This window comes from Gordonia pseudamarae (assembly GCF_025273675.1).
In the GTDB taxonomy this organism is placed as follows: Bacteria; Actinomycetota; Actinomycetes; order Mycobacteriales; family Mycobacteriaceae; genus Gordonia; species Gordonia pseudamarae.
Genome location: NZ_CP045809.1, coordinates 1 through 18,588 on the forward strand (window position 1 = coordinate 1; position 18,588 = coordinate 18,588).

The 18,588-nt window shown below is 66.1% G+C and carries 14 protein-coding genes and 2 tRNA genes; 13 read left to right on the forward strand and 3 right to left on the reverse strand.

Going from position 1 to position 18,588, the window contains the following annotated elements; genetic code table 11:
- The 9 genes from dnaA to GII31_RS00045 all read left to right on the forward strand — a co-directional run bounded on the left by dnaA (position 1) and on the right by GII31_RS00045 (position 12,270).
- Positions 1 to 1,575: a chromosomal replication initiator protein DnaA gene (dnaA, locus tag GII31_RS00005; protein ID WP_213245647.1), complete on the forward strand. Its 1,575-nt coding sequence runs from the start codon at positions 1 to 3 to the stop codon at positions 1,573 to 1,575.
- A gap of 654 nt (positions 1,576 to 2,229) precedes the next feature.
- Positions 2,230 to 3,438: a DNA polymerase III subunit beta gene (dnaN, locus tag GII31_RS00010; RefSeq protein ID WP_213245649.1), complete on the forward strand. Its 1,209-nt coding sequence runs from the start codon at positions 2,230 to 2,232 to the stop codon at positions 3,436 to 3,438.
- A gap of 31 nt (positions 3,439 to 3,469) precedes the next feature.
- Entirely contained in the window at positions 3,470 to 4,678 is a 1,209-nt protein-coding gene (gene recF / locus GII31_RS00015) for a DNA replication/repair protein RecF (protein ID WP_213245651.1), read from the forward strand.
- Between the two features lie 37 nt (positions 4,679 to 4,715).
- Positions 4,716 to 5,270 (forward strand): DUF721 family protein, encoded by a 555-nt coding sequence (locus GII31_RS00020; protein WP_213245653.1) that lies wholly within the window; start codon positions 4,716 to 4,718, stop codon positions 5,268 to 5,270.
- A 457-nt stretch (positions 5,271 to 5,727) separates the two neighbouring features.
- Positions 5,728 to 7,809 (forward strand): DNA topoisomerase (ATP-hydrolyzing) subunit B, encoded by a 2,082-nt coding sequence (gene gyrB / locus GII31_RS00025; RefSeq protein ID WP_213249590.1) that lies wholly within the window; start codon positions 5,728 to 5,730, stop codon positions 7,807 to 7,809.
- Between the two features lie 115 nt (positions 7,810 to 7,924).
- Entirely contained in the window at positions 7,925 to 10,402 is a 2,478-nt protein-coding gene (gene gyrA / locus GII31_RS00030) for a DNA gyrase subunit A (protein ID WP_213245655.1), read from the forward strand.
- Between the two features lie 150 nt (positions 10,403 to 10,552).
- The gene (locus GII31_RS22475) at positions 10,553 to 11,986 is read left to right on the forward strand and encodes a DUF3566 domain-containing protein (RefSeq protein ID WP_322973043.1); all 1,434 of its coding nucleotides are present in this window, start codon (positions 10,553 to 10,555) and stop codon (positions 11,984 to 11,986) included.
- Between the two features lie 77 nt (positions 11,987 to 12,063).
- Positions 12,064 to 12,137, forward strand: a tRNA-Ile gene (locus tag GII31_RS00040).
- Positions 12,138 to 12,197: 60 nt separating this feature from the next.
- Positions 12,198 to 12,270, forward strand: a tRNA-Ala gene (locus GII31_RS00045).
- A gap of 121 nt (positions 12,271 to 12,391) precedes the next feature.
- Here the strand turns inward: GII31_RS00045 and GII31_RS00050 are convergent.
- Positions 12,392 to 13,558: a flavodoxin gene (locus GII31_RS00050; RefSeq protein ID WP_213245657.1), complete on the reverse strand. Its 1,167-nt coding sequence runs from the start codon at positions 13,556 to 13,558 to the stop codon at positions 12,392 to 12,394.
- A gap of 219 nt (positions 13,559 to 13,777) precedes the next feature.
- On the opposite strand from GII31_RS00050, the gene GII31_RS00055 reads away from it, so the two are divergent.
- The 3 genes from GII31_RS00055 to GII31_RS00065 all read left to right on the forward strand — a co-directional run bounded on the left by GII31_RS00055 (position 13,778) and on the right by GII31_RS00065 (position 16,271).
- Positions 13,778 to 14,659 carry a helix-turn-helix transcriptional regulator gene (locus GII31_RS00055; RefSeq protein ID WP_213245659.1) on the forward strand — a complete coding sequence of 294 codons (882 nt, stop codon included), beginning with the start codon at positions 13,778 to 13,780 and terminating at the stop codon, positions 14,657 to 14,659.
- A gap of 313 nt (positions 14,660 to 14,972) precedes the next feature.
- Complete coding sequence (locus GII31_RS00060) at positions 14,973 to 15,236, forward strand: hypothetical protein (protein ID WP_407649863.1); 264 nt, start codon at positions 14,973 to 14,975, stop codon at positions 15,234 to 15,236.
- A 132-nt stretch (positions 15,237 to 15,368) separates the two neighbouring features.
- Entirely contained in the window at positions 15,369 to 16,271 is a 903-nt protein-coding gene (locus tag GII31_RS00065) for an aldo/keto reductase (RefSeq protein ID WP_213245661.1), read from the forward strand.
- On the opposite strand, the gene GII31_RS00070 is transcribed toward GII31_RS00065, so the two are convergent.
- Positions 16,207 to 17,079 carry a helix-turn-helix domain-containing protein gene (locus GII31_RS00070; protein ID WP_213245663.1) on the reverse strand — a complete coding sequence of 291 codons (873 nt, stop codon included), beginning with the start codon at positions 17,077 to 17,079 and terminating at the stop codon, positions 16,207 to 16,209. The genes GII31_RS00065 and GII31_RS00070 overlap by 65 nt on opposite strands.
- A gap of 251 nt (positions 17,080 to 17,330) precedes the next feature.
- On the opposite strand from GII31_RS00070, the gene GII31_RS00075 reads away from it, so the two are divergent.
- Complete coding sequence (locus GII31_RS00075; RefSeq protein WP_213245665.1) at positions 17,331 to 17,744, forward strand: DUF1761 domain-containing protein; 414 nt, start codon at positions 17,331 to 17,333, stop codon at positions 17,742 to 17,744.
- Positions 17,745 to 17,857: 113 nt separating this feature from the next.
- Here the strand turns inward: GII31_RS00075 and GII31_RS00080 are convergent, their stop codons facing one another.
- Positions 17,858 to 18,553: a type 1 glutamine amidotransferase domain-containing protein gene (locus GII31_RS00080; RefSeq protein WP_213245667.1), complete on the reverse strand. Its 696-nt coding sequence runs from the start codon at positions 18,551 to 18,553 to the stop codon at positions 17,858 to 17,860.
- Between the last annotated feature and the right edge of the window lie 35 nt (positions 18,554 to 18,588).

Here is an 18,588-nt window from a genome sequence, read left to right on the forward strand (position 1 = left end):
GTGACGTCGGACCGGGATTCGTTCAGCGAGGTTTGGCAGCAGGTCGTAGCCGAACTGAACAGCGATTCAGCCATCGGTCACGACCCGCTCACAAGGCAACAAAAGGCCTGGTTATCGCTAGTGCAGCCGCTGACCCTCGTCGAGGGCTTCGCCTTGCTGGCAGTGCCGACGCCACTCGTGCAGGAGCAGATCGAACGCAACCTCCGCGAGACCATCACCACGGTGCTCAGCCGCCATCTCGGCCATCCTGTCGACCTCGGCGTGCGCATCGCGACGCCCTCGAAACCAACGCCCGCGGGCGGGGTCGCACAGCCCAAAACTGAGACAGTTGTCACCGATTCATCCACAGGCAGGTCCGCACGGGACCTCTCGGGAGATCCCGACACCTACGGCGCCGATCCGCACGGCGGGAACGGCTACCGCGCCGAGCCGCCAGGCTACTCCGCGGACGACCGCCGGCCCATCCCGCGACCGCCGGGCACCGATTCGGATTCGGACTGGTCGAGTTACTTCACCGGACGCAATGCGCCCGCACCGCAGCCGACCAGCGCCAACCTCAATCCGAAGTACACATTCGACACCTTCGTCATCGGCGCGTCCAACCGATTCGCGCACGCCTCTGCGGTGGCGGTCGCCGAAGCACCGGCCCGCGCGTACAACCCGCTGTTCATCTGGGGCGAGTCCGGTCTGGGCAAGACGCATCTGCTGCACGCGGCCGGTCACTACGCGCAGCGGCTGTTCCCCGGGATGCGGGTGAAGTACGTGTCGACCGAAGAGTTCACCAACGACTTCATCAACTCGTTGCGTGACGATCGCCGCGTCCAGTTCAAGGATCGTTACCGAGCGATCGACGTTCTGCTCGTCGACGACATCCAGTTCCTGGTCGGCCGCGAAGGTATTCAGGAGGAGTTCTTCCATACCTTCAACACCCTGCACAACAACAGCAAGCAGATCGTCATCTCCTCCGATCGTCCGCCCAAGCAGTTGGCCACCCTCGAGGACCGGCTGCGGACCCGGTTCGAGTGGGGTCTGATCACCGACGTCCAGCCGCCCGACCTCGAGACCCGTATCGCCATCCTGCGCAAGAAAGCGCAGATGGACACCATCGCGGTGCCCGACGACGTTCTCGAGCTGATCGCCTCGAAGATCGAACGCAACATCCGCGAGCTCGAGGGAGCACTCATCCGGGTGACGGCGTTCGCCTCACTGAACAACACCGAACTCGACAAGTCGCTGGCCGAGGTGGTCCTCGAGGCACTGCTGCCCAACTCGGAGTCGCTGGAGATCAGCGCCGCGAGCATCCTGGCGATCACCGCCGAGTACTTCGACATCTCGGTCGACGAGCTGCGCGGACCGCAGAAAACACGCTCGATCGCCAACGCCCGGCAGATCTCGATGTATCTGTGCCGCGAGCTGACGGATCTGTCGCTGCCGAAGATCGGTGAGACCTTCGATCGGGACCACACCACCGTCATGTACGCGGAAAAGAAGATCCGCAAGCAGATGAACGAGAACCGCAAGGTCTACGACCACGTGCAGGAACTCACCGCGCGGATCAAGCAGCGCGCCGTCTGAGCTTTCCGGGGCATGTGGGCAGTCCGGGCCGCTCCAGAGATTGCCGGACGGCTCGAGGGGTACCGGGAGAACCCGATCCCGACCGCGCCTTAGTGCACAACCTCAACCTCTACTTGAGACTTCTGGCACTGATTCCGATGCGTCGGAACCGTCTCGATCGCTGGTTTCGGGCGTATTACGAAGTACTCCCAGCTGTGGACAAACCCTGGGATAACTTAGTGCGCCGTGTGCACTCACGGTGGACAGCGCACTAACGGATTCCGTAGTGCACAGCCCTCGCGCCGGCGATCCCGACGTAATGCACTAAGAACTCCCAACGGGAAAACTGCACTGACTACACTCGATACGTAGTTATCCACAGAACTCACAGGGCCTACTACCACTATGAATCTCTCTCTCGAGAAAAACTCTTAAAAGCAGCCTGTGTGCATAACGGTGCCGCTGCGCCGGCACCCAGAAGTCGGCTCTTCGAGCCCACCGGACCCGTGAACACCGTCGGCGTTCTACAGTGGAACTCCCCGTGTCATCAGCAGGGGTGATCTCCTGATCACACGCAACACCACCGCGCGCAACAGCGCGCAACACAATGACCACGCCCGACCCGGCCATCCACCGGGACCGAGGCAGCACCGGACAGAAGGGCAGCCACGCAGCATGAAGTTCCGTGTCGCACGTGACGAGTTCGCAGAGTCGGTGACCTGGGTCGCGCGCAGCCTGCCGAGCAGGCCGCCCGTACCGGTCCTCGGCTGTGTCGTGCTCACCGCAGGCGATATCGAACCCGGGCGTGATGGACTGACCGTCTCCGGTTTCGACTACGAGGTGTCCGCCGAGGAAGTCATCTCCGCCGAGGTCACCGAGCCGGGCCGCGTCCTGGTGTCCGGCCGGCTGCTCGCCGATATCACCAAGGCACTGCCGCACAAACCGGTCGACGTCAGCCTGGACGGTTCGCGGGTGGCCATCTCGTGCGGCAGCGCCAAGTTCTCCCTGCCCACGATGCCGGTCGAGGACTATCCGGAGATGCCGAAGGTCCCCGAGGTCACCGGTTCCCTGCCGGCGGCCACCTTCACCGAGGCCATCACGCAGGTCGCCGTCGCCGCCGGCCGCGACGACACCCTGCCGATGCTGACCGGCGTGCGTCTGGAGATCGAGAACAACACCGTCGTCTTGGCCGCCACCGACCGTTTCCGCCTCGCGGTGCGCGAACTCGAGTGGGAGCCGAGCACGGCCAATGTCTCCGGTGCCGTGCTGGTACCGGCCAAGACATTGTCCGACAGCGCCAAGACCGCCGGCGCCGAAGGCAACGTCGAGCTCGCGTTCGGATCGGGCGGCAACGTGGGCTCCGAGGGCATTCTGGGCATCCTCGGCCAGAACAAACGAACCACCACACGACTGCTCGACGCCGAGTTCCCGAAATTCCGTCAGCTGCTTCCGGCCAGCCACACGGCGATCGCGACCATCGAGGCCGCGCCGCTGATCGAGGCCATCAAACGTGTTGCCCTCGTCGCCGAACGCGGTGCGCAGGTCCGTCTGGAGTTCGGTATCGGCTCAGTGTTGCTCACCGCAGGCGGTGACGAGGCCGGTAAGGCCGAGGAGTCCCTCGAGGTGAACTTCCACGGCGAACCCCTCACCATCGCCTTCAACCCGGGCTATCTGCTCGACGGTCTCAGTGCCATCGGTGCCACGGGGGCGAGCGGAGCGACGGGAAATGTCAGCACTGTCGATTTCGGTTTCACCACGCCCAGTCGGCCGGCGGTGCTGCGGCCGTCGTCGGGGGAGGAGCCGGTGGCCGACGAGTCCGGTGCCTTTGTCGCCCCCGACAGTGTGTTCACCTATCTGCTGATGCCGGTCCGCCTGCCCGGCTGAGAAAGGCACGCCCGCGGCGTGAGGTGAATGCGTGTACGTCCGTCATCTGTCGATGCGGGATTTCCGCTCCTGGCGGTCCCTCGAGGTCGATCTCGCGGCGGAGACCACAATCTTTGTGGGCCGCAACGGTTTCGGAAAGACCAATATTCTCGAGGCGCTGTACTACCTGACCAATTTGCGGTCACACCGGGTCAGCACCGATGCCCCGCTGGTTCATCACGGGGCGGAGGCTGCGGTCATCGCCGCGACCGTCGAACACAACGGCCGCGAGCTCACCGCCGAACTCACGGTCAACGCCTCCGGAGCCAACAAGGCCCGGATCAATCAGTCGCCGGCGCGTCGGCCTCGGGAGCTGATCGGGATTCTGCGGTCGGTGATGTTCGCCCCCGAGGATCTGCTGCTCGTGCGCGGCGACCCGTCCGATCGCAGGCGCTTTGTCGATGAGATTGTCGCACAACAGGGTCCGCTTCAGGTGGCGGCCCGCGCCGACTACGACAAGGTATTGCGTCAGCGGACCGCGCTGCTCAAGACGGCCGGTGCGGCGATGCGTCGCGGCGGCAGTGAGGCCGCATCGGTGATCTCCACGCTCGACGTCTGGGACGCTCAGCTCGCCGATCTCGGCGCCCGGATCACCGCCGCCCGGATCGATGTGTTGGCCGCGCTGCGCCCGCACGTGGTGGCCGCGTACACCGCCATCGCACCGCATTCACGGCCCGCCGACCTGCGGTATCGTCCGGCCGCGGGCCCTCATCTGCTGCCCGGACCCGGCAGTCCGGCCGTGGTTGCCGACATCCGCGAGCACCTGCTGGCGGGCCTGGCCGAACTGCGCGGCAAGGAGATCGAACGCGGCGTGTGCCTGGTCGGTCCGCACCGCGACGATATCGACGTCATCCTCGGTGAGCAGGTGGCCAAGGGTTTTGCCAGCCACGGCGAATCCTGGTCTCTGGCACTGTCTTTGCGCCTGGGATCGGTTGAGTTACTGCGTGCCGACGGAATAGAACCGGTCATCATGCTCGACGACGTGTTCGCCGAACTCGATACCGCCCGGCGCCGGCAGCTCGTGGAGTTCACCGCGTCGGCGCACCAACTGCTCATCACCGCCGCCGTCGCCGAAGACATCCCCGACGGTCTCGGCGGACGTACTCTGGATATCGACATCGTCACCGACGACGCCGGTCGCAGTTCGCGCCTCATCACCGGCGATGACCGGTGTGACGGGCAGCAACAACGTGACGGGTAGTAACGGCGGACGGGCAGCAACGAAAGGTCACCGCGGTATGGCCGAGGACACCGGCGCGCACAACCACGACGTCCCGCGGGACCGGGGCGGCTACGAGCTGGCCAGCAAAGCGCTCGAGGAGGCCCGCGCGGCCGCACGTGCGGCGGGCAAGTCGGTCGGTCAGGGCCGGGCCTCGCCGACCCGCAGACGCCGCGCCGGTGGCAGCCGCCGCAGCTGGTCGGGGGCCGGTCCCGACGCGCGTGACCCCCAACCCCTCGGCAGACTCGCCGCACAGATCTCGGCGAACCGGGGCTGGCAGGCCGATATCGGTAAGGGCATGGTCTTCGGCATGTGGGACACCATCGTGGGCCCAGACATCGCCGCCCACGCGCAGCCGACTTTGCTGCGCGACAAGGTGTTGCACGTTCAGGCCGAGTCGACGGCCTGGGCCACCCAGCTGCGTTATATCCAGGCGCAGGTGCTCGCGAAGATCGCCGCCGGTGCCGGTCACGGGCTGGTCACCAGCCTGCGCATCACCGGCCCCACGGCGCCGTCGTGGAAGAAGGGTCCTCGCAGCGTCCCCGGCCGCGGTCCCCGTGACACCTACGGCTGAGTCGGCATGTCGCCGGTTGAGTCGGGATGCCTGGAACCCGACGAGCCGATACTTCGCAGATTGAGGTGCGAGGAGTGTCGGCGACGAGCCTCGACACCCCGTGAGCCGACAATCCAGCCCCACCCCGGTCCACATACCCGTTTCACATGCCCGGACCAGCACTGGCGCCGCTCCCGTCGCCTGAGAGCGTTCAGTGATTCCCGACCACGACCCGACGCGGATAGGAGCAAAAAAATCGGCCTGTGCGCAAATCGGCCGGTCCGGATGGTCGTTCCAGTGTGCCTAAGGCAGTAGTATGGAGGTGTTGTGTCGATCGGGTGAGGATCGGGCACGTCCGTGCGCTGAGGGGCATCGGGTCTTCGCCTGCCGAAGAACACCGTGACCTGTGCGTACGAGACTGGCCGCCCGCACCATCCGTGTCGACGTCGGACAAGACGAAAAGGAGTGGACGCAACTCGTGGCCGAGACCAACGACGCATCCAGTAACAACCGCAAGCCGAGCAAGAAGCCGGGCGACTACGGTGCGGACTCCATCAACATTCTCGAGGGTCTCGAGGCTGTTCGTAAACGACCCGGCATGTACATCGGCTCCACCGGTGAACGCGGCCTGCACCACCTGATCTGGGAGGTCGTCGACAACTCCGTCGATGAGGCGATGGCCGGTTATGCCTCCCGCGTCGATGTCAGTCTTCTCGCCGACGGGGGTGTGGAGGTCGTCGACGACGGCCGCGGCATCCCTGTCGCCATCCACGCCACCGGCGTACCCACCGTCGAGGTGGTCATGACCCAGTTGCATGCCGGCGGCAAGTTCGACTCCGATTCGTATGCCGTGTCCGGCGGTCTGCACGGCGTCGGCATCTCCGTGGTCAACGCGCTGTCCACGAAGGTGGAGCTGGAGATCAAGCGCGACGGCCACAACTGGAGTCAGACGTACCTGAACGCCGAACCGCAGACCCTGCATCAGGGTGCGGCCACCCGCAAGACCGGCACCACCACCCGGTTCTGGCCGGACCCGCAGATATTCACCGAGACCACCCGGTTCAACGCCGAGACGGTGGCACGGCGCCTGCAGGAGATGGCCTTCCTCAACAAGGGCCTGACCATCACCCTCACCGACAATCGTCCGCAGGCGGTGGAGGTACCCGGTGATCCCAACGGTGACGGTCCGGCTCCCGGCGGAACCGAGATCGCCGAGGCCGTGCAGTCCGAGACCGAGAAGGCCGCGGCGGTCACCAAGCCGAAGACCCGCACCTACCACTACGCCGAGGGTCTGGTCGACTACATCAAGCACATCAACAAGCGGTCCAAGGCGCCGATCCACCAGTCGGTGATCGGCTTCGCCGGAAAGGGCACCGGTCACGAGGTCGAGATCGCGATGCAGTGGAACGACGGCTATTCCGAGTCGATCCACACCTTCGCCAACACGATCAACACGCATGAGGGCGGCAGCCACGAGGAGGGCTTCCGCGCGGCGCTCACCTCGACGGTCAACAAGTACGCCGCCGACAAGAAGCTGATGAAGGAGAAGGACGGCAAACTCACCGGCGACGATATCCGCGAAGGTCTCGCGGCGGTCATCTCGGTGAAGGTCTCCGATCCGCAGTTCGAGGGCCAGACCAAGACCAAGCTCGGCAACACCGAGGTCAAGGGCTTTGTGCAGAAGGTGTGCAACGAGCATCTGGCGCACTGGTTCGAGGCCAATCCGGCCGAGGCCAAGGTGATCATCAAGAAAGCCGTCGATTCGGCGCAGGCCCGTGCCGCTGCGCGTAAGGCGCGAGATCTCGTGCGCCGCAAGACCGCAACCGATATCGGCGGGTTGCCCGGCAAACTGGCCGACTGCCGCAGTAACGATCCCGCGCTGTGCGAGGTGTACATCGTCGAGGGTGACTCCGCCGGCGGCAGCGCCAAGTCGGGCCGTGACTCGATGTACCAGGCGATCCTGCCGATCCGTGGCAAGATCATCAACGTCGAGAAAGCCCGTATCGATCGCGTGCTCAAGAACGCCGAGGTGCAGTCGATCATCACCGCATTCGGCACCGGCATTCATGACGAGTTCGATATCGCCAAGCTGCGCTATCACAAGATCGTGCTGATGGCCGATGCCGACGTCGACGGCCAGCACATCTCGACCCTGTTGCTCACCTTGCTGTTCCGTTTCATGCGTCCGCTCATCGAGCACGGTCACGTGTATCTGGCGCAGCCGCCGCTGTACAAGCTCAAGTGGCAGGGCAAAAACGCCGAACCGGAGTTCGCCTACTCCGACCGCGAGCGCGACGGTCTGCTCGAGGCGGGCAAGGCCTCGGGCAAGAAGATCAACTCCGACGACGGTATCCAGCGCTACAAGGGTCTGGGCGAGATGAACGCCAAGGAACTGTGGGAGACCACCATGGATCCGGCGGTCCGGGTGCTGCGCCAGGTGACCCTCGACGATGCCGCGGCAGCCGACGAGCTGTTCTCCATCCTGATGGGTGAGGACGTCGCCGCCCGCCGCAGCTTCATCGCCCGCAACGCGAAGGACGTTCGTTTCCTGGACGTGTGACCCCGGCCGGTTTCCTCCCGCCGGTTGAGGTGCGAGGAGCGCAGGTGACGAGCCGCGAAACCCCGCAAGCCAGAAGCGTTCGCAATAACCTTGCCCTAAAAGGAATTTCACTGAAATGACAGACATCACCCTCCCGCCCACCGGCGGAGGCGACCGTATCGAGCCGGTCGACCTCGGCCAGGAGATGCAGAACAGCTACATCGACTACGCGATGAGCGTCATCGTCGGCCGTGCCCTGCCCGAGGTCCGCGACGGCCTCAAGCCGGTGCACCGCCGTCTGCTGTACGCGTCCTACGACGCCGGATTCCGCCCCGATCGGGGATATGTCAAGTGTGCCAAGCCTGTTGCCGAGACGATGGGCAATTACCATCCACACGGCGACTCGGCGATCTACGACGCGTTGGTCCGGCTGGCGCAGCCGTGGTCGATGCGCTACCCGCTGATCGACGGTCAGGGCAACTTCGGTTCACCCGGCAACGACGGTGCCGCCGCCATGCGCTACACCGAGGCCCGGTTGACACCGTTGGCGATGGAGATGCTGCGTGACATCGACGAGGAGACAGTCGACTTCATCCCCAACTACGACGGCAAGACCCAGGAACCGACGGTGCTGCCGGCACGGGTTCCCAATCTGCTGATCAATGGTTCGGGCGGTATCGCCGTCGGTATGGCCACCAACATCCCGCCGCACAATCTCAACGAGGTTGCCGACGCGGTGTTCTGGGCCCTCGAGCATCCCGACGCCGATGATGAGGCCACCCTGGCCGCGTGCATGGAATGCGTGAAGGGGCCGGACTTCCCGACCTACGGTCTGATCGTGGGCAGCCAGGGCATCAAGGACGCCTACACCACCGGTCGTGGTTCGATCCGGATGCGCAGCGTGGTGGCGATCGAGGAGAACAAGGGCACCACCACGCTGGTGGTCACCGAACTGCCGTATCAGGTCAACCCCGACAACCTGATCCTGTCGATCGCCGAGCAGGTCCGCGAAGGAAAACTCAAGGGCATCAGCAAGATCGAGGATCAGTCCTCCGACCGTGTCGGAATGCGGATCGTGATCACGCTGCGCCGCGACGCCGTCGCCAAGGTTGTGCTGAACAATCTGTACAAGCATTCGCAGTTGCAGACCAGTTTCGGCGCCAACATGCTGTCCATCGTCGACGGTGTGCCGCGCACCCTGCGTCTGGATCAGATGATCCGCTACTACGTGGCCCACCAGATCGACGTGATCGTGCGCCGCACCCGGTACCGGCTGCGTAAGGCCGAGGAGCGCGCCCACATCCTCCGTGGTTTGGTGAAAGCCCTTGATGCCCTTGATGATGTGATCGCGCTGATCCGGGCTTCGGCGAACACCGAGGAAGCCCGTCGCGGCCTGATGGATCTGCTCGAGATCGACGAGATCCAGGCCGACGCCATCCTGGCGATGCAGCTGCGTCGCCTGTCGGCCCTCGAGCGGCAGAAGATCATCGATGAACTCGCCGAGATCGAACGCGAGATCGCCGATCTGAAGGACATTCTGGCCAAGCCCGAACGTCAGCGCGCCATCGTCCGGGACGAGTTGAAGGCCGTCGTCGAGAAGTTCGGCGACGAACGGCGCACCCAGATCATCCCCGCCGACGGCGATGTCACCGACGAGGATCTGATCGCCCGCGAGGACGTGGTGGTCACCATCACCGAAACCGGGTACGCCAAGCGCACCAAGACAGACCTCTACCGCAGCCAGCGTCGCGGCGGCAAGGGCGTACAGGGCGCCGGTCTCAAGCAGGACGACATCGTCGCGCACTTCTTCGTGTGCTCCACGCACGATTGGATCCTGTTCTTCACCACCAAGGGCCGCGTGTACCGGGCCAAGGCGTACGAGTTGCCCGAGGCCAACCGCACCGCGCGCGGTCAGCATGTGGCCAACCTGCTGGCCTTCCAGCCGGAGGAGCGGATCGCCCAGGTCATCCAGATCAAGGGTTACGGCGACGCGCCGTATCTGGTTCTGGCCACCCGCAACGGTCTGGTGAAGAAGTCCAAGCTCGAGGACTTCGACTCCAACCGGTCCGGTGGTATCGCCGCGATCAACCTGCGCGGTGAGGACGAGTTGGTCGGTGCTCAGTTGTGCAGTGCCACAGACGATCTGTTGCTCGTCTCGTCGAAGGGGCAGTCGATCCGGTTCAACGCGGACGACGAGACGCTGCGCCCGATGGGCCGGCAGACCTCCGGTGTGCAGGGCATGAGGTTCAACGACGACGATTCGCTGCTCTCGCTCAATGTCGTCCAGGAGGATACGTACCTGCTGGTGGCCACGTCGGGCGGCTACGCCAAGCGCACCGCGATGGACGACTACCCGGTGCAGGGCCGCGGTGGCAAGGGTGTGCTGACGATCGCCCATGATCGTCGCCGGGGAACGCTGATCGGCGCGCTGATCGTCGATCTCGACACCGAGCTGTACGCGATCACCTCCGGCGGAGGGGTCATCCGCACGGCCGCCAAACAGGTGCGTAAGGCGGGCCGGCAGACCAAGGGGGTGCGCCTGATGAACATCGACGAGGGCACCACCGTCATCGCGATCGCCCGCAACGCCGACGAGCCCGAAGAAGAGCGGTAGGAGCGGGGTTGTGGCGTCGGAGTTCTCGGCCGACGCCACAACCGGCCGCAGTGGCATCGGCCGGGGCGTCGCCGAATCACCCGCTAGTGTGGACCGCGAGCAGTCATGCGACGCGAGGTTTCAGCCCGACGATCTCCGAGTGAGGACCCAGTGAGCACACCCAACGAGCCGGACAACAAGCAGAATTCAGGCGCGTCGGGACCTGCCCGGGGCACGGTTGTGCCGCCGTGGCAGCGGGGTCAGGCCGGGTCGGGCAGTACTCGCAACCCGGTTCCGATGGATGGTGGATCGGTCAACGACGGCCCGGTGGGCAGTGCCGACGGCGATAGTCCGACGCGGCCGTACAGCACTGATGTCAACGGTGAGGAACCCACCACCGAACTGCGCCGGGACCCGTCGAAACGTCCCGTCGGGCCGCCCCGCGGGGTTGTGTCGGTTGACACCGAGTCGGGTCCGCGGCCCGCCGAGCCCGGCTCGCACAGCGCTTTCCAAGGGTCACCGAACTCCTCGGGGTCACGGGAAGATGCGCCCGGCGCGCGGGACGTGCAGTCGGCCACGACCGAGCCGCCGGCTCCGGTCACCAAGCTCGAGAACCCCCAGAGCAGCACCGGCCCGAACGGTGCGTCCCAGAACGCGAGGCCACAGAGTGGGCCGATACCGGCTGTCACGTCGGCCGTGCCCACCACTCAAGTACCGGCGTCGCAGGGTCCCGGGGCCGGCCCGCAGCCGGTGACCGCGTCTGCGAGCGCGGGGGACAAGCCCGCGACTCCCGGATCTGCCCAGCAGGGTCCGGCCCAGCAGGGTCCGGCCCAGCAGGGTCCGGTCCAGCCCGGTCCCGCCAACGGGGCTCAGCGTTCCGGCCCGCCGCCGAGCGGCCCGGGTCGGCGACCTGGGCAGCAGCCGCCGACGACCGGCCCGCAGCCGGTGATCCGTCCGCAGGGCCCGGGCACGGGTCCGCAGCCGGTGATCCGTCCGCAGGGCCCCGGTACCGGTCCGCAGCCTGTGCTCGGCAAACCGGCGTCCGGTCAGCCCGGCCCCGGCGGGCGACCCGGTTCGCCCGTACAGCCCAAGCGGTTCGCCGAGTCGCCCACCGCACATATCGAACGTCGTGATCTACCCGGTGAGGATCTGCCCAACCTCGACAAGATCCATCATGTCGCCGACGGCGCCGAACATGCCGGTGGTGCCCGCCGGTCGGCTCCGGTTCAGGTGGGTGGCTCGGGAGGTGTGCGGGCCGCGGTCCAGGTGCGCAGGATCGATCCGTGGGCCACGTTCAAGGTGTCCGCGGTGCTGACGGTCGTCGGATTCTTCATCTGGATGATCGCGATCGCCGTGCTGTATCTGGTGCTCGGCGGTATGGGCGTGTGGGATCAGCTCAACAGCTCTTTCAACACGCTGACCACCGACGGCACCGCCAGTGAGTCCGATGTGATCGGTACGGGTTCGGTGTTCTTCTGGTCGGGTCTGATCGGTGCGATCAGTGCCGTGCTGATCACGGCTCTGGCGACGGTCGGCTCGTACATCTACAACATCTGCGCCGATCTCGTCGGCGGTGTGGAGATCACCATCGCCGATCTGGATTGACCGTGCTGAGATAGAGGTCCTGACCTGCCGTTTTGGTAACGACGGCATCGGTCGGGTAATCTCACTTCTCGGTTCAAGGGCCTATAGCTCAGGCGGTTAGAGCGCTTCGCTGATAACGAAGAGGTCGGAGGTTCAAGTCCTCCTAGGCCCACTGCGAGAGGTGAGATCTCACCCGGTTCGCACACCCACGAGCCCCGATCACGGACTCGACGGGGCCTTAGCTCAGTTGGTAGAGCGCTGCCTTTGCAAGGCAGATGTCAGGAGTTCGAATCTCCTAGGCTCCACAACCGAAACAGCAGGTAAACGCCTTTCCGGCCACTCGCCGGGAAGGCGTTCGGTCGTTCGTGGGCACAATTTGGGGCACACTTTCCGGCAACCCAGGCCGTCAGCATGGAGTATGGATTGTCAGTTCCCCGGTAGAGCGCGCTCCAGCAAGCCGTTTCCGCGAAGCCACTCGTCCACGGCGTTACCGGAACCATCGACGTCCTCGCCACGAACGGCGAGACCGTCGCGCACATCAGCGTCGGGACAGAGTTCGACGTAGTCATCGACGACGGAGCCCTCGCCGACCGCGTAGGTGAGGAATGGGTGGACCGTCATGCCCGTGAGAGCATCAGCCCGGTCGAGGAAGGTCCGCATGATCATCGGGGCACGTGTGTTCCAGACCGGGCTGCCGATCATCACCGCGTCGTAGGCGCTCAGGTCGGGAAAGTCTGAGTCGATCTCCGGCCTCGCGTCGTTCTCCTGCTCCCGGACGTTGCGCTCCACAGTCGGATCGTATGCGTGCGGATAGGGGTCGGCGGCGATGATCTCGTACATGTCGCAGTCGATGCGCTCGGCGATCATCTGCGCGAGCCGCTTCGTGTTGCCTACGTCGAGGTCGCGCCGACCGCCCTCCCAGTAGTTCTCGCCAGGACGGGAGAAGTACACGAGGACGATGCCCGGATCGTCGGTGCGCGGGGGCGTGGTGGCCCGCTCAGGCCGTCCTTCGGACGCCGAGCTCGGGGCCGATTCCCCGCCGGGGCTCGGAGAGCAGCCGCAGAGTGCGGTCAGGGCAGCAACGCCGCCGGCGCTGAGGAGGGTCCGTCGCGTGAGCTGGGTCATGCTGTGTTCCTGTCTTTCCACTGCGGTGCCGCCACCGTCGATGAGGATGTCGCTGCCGGTGATGAACGCGCCACGCTCGGTCATGAGCAGTTCGCCGACGGTGCCGATCTCGTCCGGGGTGCCGGCGCGGCCGGCGGGGGCGAGTTCGAGCATCCGTCGGTAGCCGGCAGCGTTCGCGCCGTTGAGCTCGTCACGGGCGAGTGGGGTGATGACGATGCCGGGGCTGATCGCGTTCACCCGCGCCCCACGCTCGCCCCAGCGCACGGCCTCGGCTTGCACGCGGAGCACGTTGGCGCGTTTGGAGACCTGAGCCGACCGGCCTGCAGCATCGGCAGGGCGAGCAGCTCGTCGACGGGCGTGGTCGCCGGCGCCCGGTCCTGGTCCACAGACAGCGCCGGGAGGCGATGCCCGGACTGCGATGGCCTGCCCGATCAGACCTGCTCCGATGACGATGATGACACTGGTCATGATCTTCTTCCTTCTCGTGAGCGGGGTCCGAAGCGATCACCGCCTCGTCCATCCCTGCCCTCACATCCTCGTCCGGCGGTGAGCGCCCCTACCAGACACCGTCAGTACCTCTTTTCGACGTGTGCGCCTCAGCGAGTGAACTCCTCGAGCGCGATGAGCGGGTTTCCCAGGTACTGCTGGGGACTGTCTGGCGGGAGTGCGTGATCGTAGCCTTGACGTATGGACACCAGCGCTCAGGTGAGGGACTTCCTCAGGACACGCCGTGATCGTCTGCGGCCCGAGGATGTCGGCATCGTCGGCGGGCAACGACGGCGCGTACCCGGCCTGCGCCGGGAGGAGGTCGCGATGCTGGCGGGTATGAGCGTGGAGTACTACGTGAAGCTTGAGCGCGGCAACCTGCGCGGGGTGTCCGAGGGTGTCCTCGGCGCTCTTGCGCGTGCGCTGCGCCTGTCGCAGGAGGAGCACCGGCACCTGATGGATCTTGCACGGTCGGCGAACAGCGGCACCGCAGCGTCGTCGTTCGCTCCCACCAGGCATGTACGCCCGGCGCTGCAGCAGATGCTCGACGCGATGTCGGCACCGGCATGGGTTCGTAACGGGCGCAGTGATTTCGTCGCCGCGAACGCTCTCGGGCGGGCCCTGTATTCCCCGCTGTTCACATCGAGCGTCCAGCCGCCGAACACGGCGCGGTTCGTGTTCCTGGACCCCCGCGGCCGCGACTATTACCCCCAGTGGGAGGTGATCGGACAGCAGATGGTTGCCTCCTTGCGAGCCGAGGCTGGTCGGCACCCGTTCGATCGGCCGCTGACCGACCTGATCGGTGAGTTGTCCACCCGCAGTGACGAGTTCCGGCGCTGGTGGGGCGCGCACGAGGTCTTCACCCACGGGGCGGGATCGAAGCGGATTCATCATCCCGACGTCGGCGACCTCGAGCTGAACTACGAGCCGATGGAGCTGACGGCCGATGCCGGCCTGACGATGATCGTCTACAGCGCGGAACCCGGCAGTCCAACAGCGGATGCCCTCGCGCTGCTGGCGAGCCTGCACGCTGACCGGCCGCCGCTTGAGCGGGTCCGCGACGACTCGGCGCGCCCCTCCTGAGACCGTCTCGACCTCACGGAACGACCGGGGACGGGCGCCCGCACTCGCCCAATTCCACCAGCAGCCGGGTGAGTCCCGGATGGGAGGTACTGGCAGTAGCTTCCTCCCGATCCTCATCCGCGGTCGAATAGTTGAGGGCGAAGACCGGCGGGGTGCACCCACCGATTCAGCCGGAGGCCGCGACCACGGACAGTCCTGGGCCGGCCGCCGAGAACCGAATGACATCAGGAGTACACGCACATGCGCGCAGCAGTCATGCACCGACGGCGGCCAGGGCGATCGGGTCCGTGTCCCGCAGGCCGACGGCACCCTCGTGGTCGTCCCCGCCGGATTCGACCAGGCGCTGATCCCGTCGCTGCTGGCGCTCTCGGATGTGATGTCGACCGGGTACCACGCTGCCGTCACCGGCGGCGTCGCCCCGGCCCGCGCCTACATCCCGACGCTGCTGCCGCTGGTGCTGGACGGGACGATCGAGCCCGGCCGTGTCTTCGACCGCACCGTGGACCTGGACGGCGTTCCCGACGGATACCGCGCGATGGCCGACCGCGAGGCCCTCAAGGTCCTCGTCCGCCCCTGACCGCCGTGCAGCGGCAGGGGCTGGGGACGCTGACCTACGGCCCGCTGGCCGGCAGCTGACGACGCCCTGCTCTCGGGCGCAGGACCAACGCACGACCGCGCACGACCTTCTTTGACGACAAGGAGCACTTCCATGAACATCACGCTCAACAACGGTGTCGAGATGCCCGCCCTGGGTTTCGGCGTCTTCCAGACTCCGCCGGAGCAGACCGTCGCCTCGGTCGCGGAGGCGTTGACGGTCGGGTACCGGCTGATCGACACCGCCGCCGCGTACGGCAACGAGCACGAGGTCGGCGAGGCCATCCGCCGGTCCGACCTCGACCGAGATGAGGTATTCATCGAGACGAAGCTGTGGATCAGCGACTACGGCTACGACGAGGCCCTGCACGCGTTCGACAAGTCCGCCGGCAAACTCGGCGTCGACCAGATCGACCTGCTGCTGCTGCATCAGCCGCTGCCCACTGCCTTCGAGATGACCATCGGCGCGTACAAGGCCCTCGAGACGCTGCTGGCCGACGGGCGGGTCCGGGCGATCGGGGTCAGCAACATGATGCCGGACGTCCTCGCCCGGCTGCTGGAGCAGACCGGTGTCGTGCCGTCGGTGAACCAGGTCGAGTGCCACCCGTACTTCTCTCAGCCGAACGTACAGCAGACCGACAGCGAGCACGGGATCCTGACGCAGGCGTGGTCGCCGATCGGGGGGATCACCAGCTATTACGGCGGTGAGGGCGCGAAGACCACCTTCGACGAACCCGTCATCACGGGAATCGCCGATGAGCATGGGAAGACGCCGGCGCAGGTGATGCTGCGCTGGCACATGCAGGAAGGTCGCTCCGCGATCCCGAAGTCCGTCAAGCCCACCCGGATCGCGGAGAACTTCGATGTCTTCGACTTCGAGCTCACCGCCGACCAGCTCGCGCACATCGACGCTCTGGACACGGGGGTGCGCCGCGGCCCGGACCCGGCCGGCCTCACCCTGGAATCGCACAGCCTGGACATTCCCGAAGCGCGGCGCGGCGATACGCCTCGGGAGTGATGCCGGTGGCCGTGCGGAAGTCGTGGGTGAGGTGGGATTGGTCGGTGTAGCCGAGGTCGGCGGCGATCCCGGCCAGTTCCTCGGTGGGCCGGGTCGCGAGGGCGAGGGCGACTTCCTGGAGGCGGATGCGCCGGCTGAGCCACTTCGGGCCATGCCCCAGCGTGTCGAGGCAGGCGCGTTGGATCGTCCGCTCGCTGCGGGCGAACCGTTCCGTCAGCGTCGTGCCGGTCCGTCGGTGGACGCGCTCACGCAGCTCGGCCAGCACCTCGTTGGCCAATAAGCCCACCGACGATGGGCCGCGCTCGGCGACCGCCTGCTTGATCGCCTCGTCCGCCGCCTGCGCGCGCCCGGCGGGATCGGTGAAGGAAGCGATGCGCTGCATGAGCGCATGCAAACGTGGGTCGAGCTGTGCGGTGAGGGGCACCGTGGCGTCGGCGACCCGCGCGGGGGTGAGCTCGCTGAGCACGGACAGCCCAGCGGGCCGGAGCCGGATTGCGAACACTCGCCCGTGGCCGCCGATGGTGCGCCGCCACGCCCTGCCGTGCACCCCGGTGACCACGAGCGGGGCGGGCACTTCGCCATCCTCGATGCTGACGGTGACTGCGGGCAGGTCGATGATCGGCTGATCCAGCTGTTCGCCGTCAGCCAGCGTCCACGAGACATGCCAATAGTGATCGACCACCGCCGACACGGCGGGGTCGGGGTCGATCCAGCCCGCCCGGTAGCGTGTCAGCCGCTCGGGATAGAGCACGCCCGATCGCTCGGAGGCGACGATGGGGCGCTCGCGCGCGTCACCGGTCAGAGTCATGCTCCCATTTTCCCCGGCCGCCTTCGTGGGCTGTCGCTTTTCTCCTATCCGGCTCGGTGTGGACTGGTGAGACTGGAAATATGGGAAGAAGCACAAACGACACCGGCATTGCCCTGCAGGTAGCAGCCGCCTGGCCGGCCGATGCGGCACAGCACCCCGGTCGGCGATTGGGCCCCACGGTGAAGCAACTCACAGCGATGAAGCAACTCACAGCGATGCGCTCCCAACGCGCCTGAGCGAAAGCACCGTTCATGCTCGATGCCGTCGCTCACTCGAACTGCCTCGCCGTGGCCGTGGCCGCCGTCGCCTACTATCTGCTCGGCGCGGCCTGGTTCACCCCGCTCTTCGGCAAGGCCTGGGATCGCTCCATCGGCTACGACCGCTCCCGGGATACGACGTTCGGTCCCGCCTACTACGTCGTACCCCTCGTCAGCACCGTTCTCGTCGCCCTCGCGCTCGGCGTGATCCTGGCGGCCCTGGCACCGACCTTCGGGGAAGCGCTGATCGTCGGTGTTGTCGTCGGCCTCGGTGTTGCCGCTGTCTCCATCAACAACGCCCTCACGCCCCACACGCCGCACCCGTATGTGTTCGGGGCCGTGACCGGGGGCTACCACCTCGTCGGAATCGTCCTGGTCTCCGCGATCATCGGAGCATTTCCGAACTGACCGGTGCCGGCAGTCCTCGCCTGCGGGACCTCGTTGCCGGGATGTTGTTGCCGGAATCGCGCGGCGGTGTCACCGGCCCGCGGTCCCCACGAAGGATCGTCCGACGACGGCGGTCACGCGGCACCTTCGACGGCCTCGACCACCTTCTTGGCCGTCGACTTGGCGGAGCCCGGATTCTGCCCGGTCACGAGGTTGCCGTCGGTAACGGTGTTGGAGACGAAAGGAAGCCGGGCCTTCTCGTAGCGGGCGCCGCGGTCCTTGGCCTTCTCCTCGGCGTTGTAGGGGACCAGTTTGTCGACGCGGGCGAGCACTTCCTCCGTCCAGGAGAAGCCGGTCATCCGTCGGCCGGCGATGAGGTATGTGCCGTCGGAGAGCCGGGTGTTGAGCAGTCCGCAATAACCGTGGCAGACCGAGGAGACGATGCCACCGTGTTCGTGGATGTCGCGGGTGATGCGCTGAAGGTCCTCGTTGTCGGGGAGGTCGTACATCACCGCGTGCCCGCCGGTGAAGTAGATCGCGTCGTACTCGGCGGCGTCGATCCGATCGGGATTGGCCGTGTTCTCGAGCAGCGCCATCTTCGCCGGGTCGGAGCGCCAGGCCTTGGCTGTCTTGTCGTAGTTGGGGAACTTCAGCGAGCGTGGTTCGAGAGGTACGGCACCACCGGCGGGGCTGACGAGTGCCTGCTCATAGCTGTGTTCCTCGAAGACGTCCCACGCGTGGGTCAGTTCGGAGAGCCATAGTCCGGTGGTGTGGGACGGGTCGTCATAGTGCGCGACGTTGGTGACAACGTGGAGGATTCGCTTGGTCATGGGGGTTCCTTGGGAATGCCGACTTGAAGAATCGC

Bases quoted from the DNA above. Each gene is read 5' to 3' on its own strand.
- dnaN (WP_213245649.1), top strand. From the start codon at position 2,230: ATGAAGTTCCGTGTCGCACGTGACGAGTTCGCAGAGTCGGTGACCTGG.
- GII31_RS00020 (WP_213245653.1), top strand. From the start codon at position 4,716: ATGGCCGAGGACACCGGCGCGCACAACCACGACGTCCCGCGGGACCGG.
- gyrA (WP_213245655.1), top strand. From the start codon at position 7,925: ATGACAGACATCACCCTCCCGCCCACCGGCGGAGGCGACCGTATCGAG.
- GII31_RS00050 (WP_213245657.1), bottom strand. From the start codon at position 13,558: ATGACCAGTGTCATCATCGTCATCGGAGCAGGTCTGATCGGGCAGGCC.
- GII31_RS00055 (WP_213245659.1), top strand. From the start codon at position 13,778: ATGGACACCAGCGCTCAGGTGAGGGACTTCCTCAGGACACGCCGTGAT.
- GII31_RS00065 (WP_213245661.1), top strand. From the start codon at position 15,369: ATGAACATCACGCTCAACAACGGTGTCGAGATGCCCGCCCTGGGTTTC.
- GII31_RS00070 (WP_213245663.1), bottom strand. From the start codon at position 17,079: ATGACTCTGACCGGTGACGCGCGCGAGCGCCCCATCGTCGCCTCCGAG.
- GII31_RS00075 (WP_213245665.1), top strand. From the start codon at position 17,331: ATGCTCGATGCCGTCGCTCACTCGAACTGCCTCGCCGTGGCCGTGGCC.
- GII31_RS00080 (WP_213245667.1), bottom strand. From the start codon at position 18,553: ATGACCAAGCGAATCCTCCACGTTGTCACCAACGTCGCGCACTATGAC.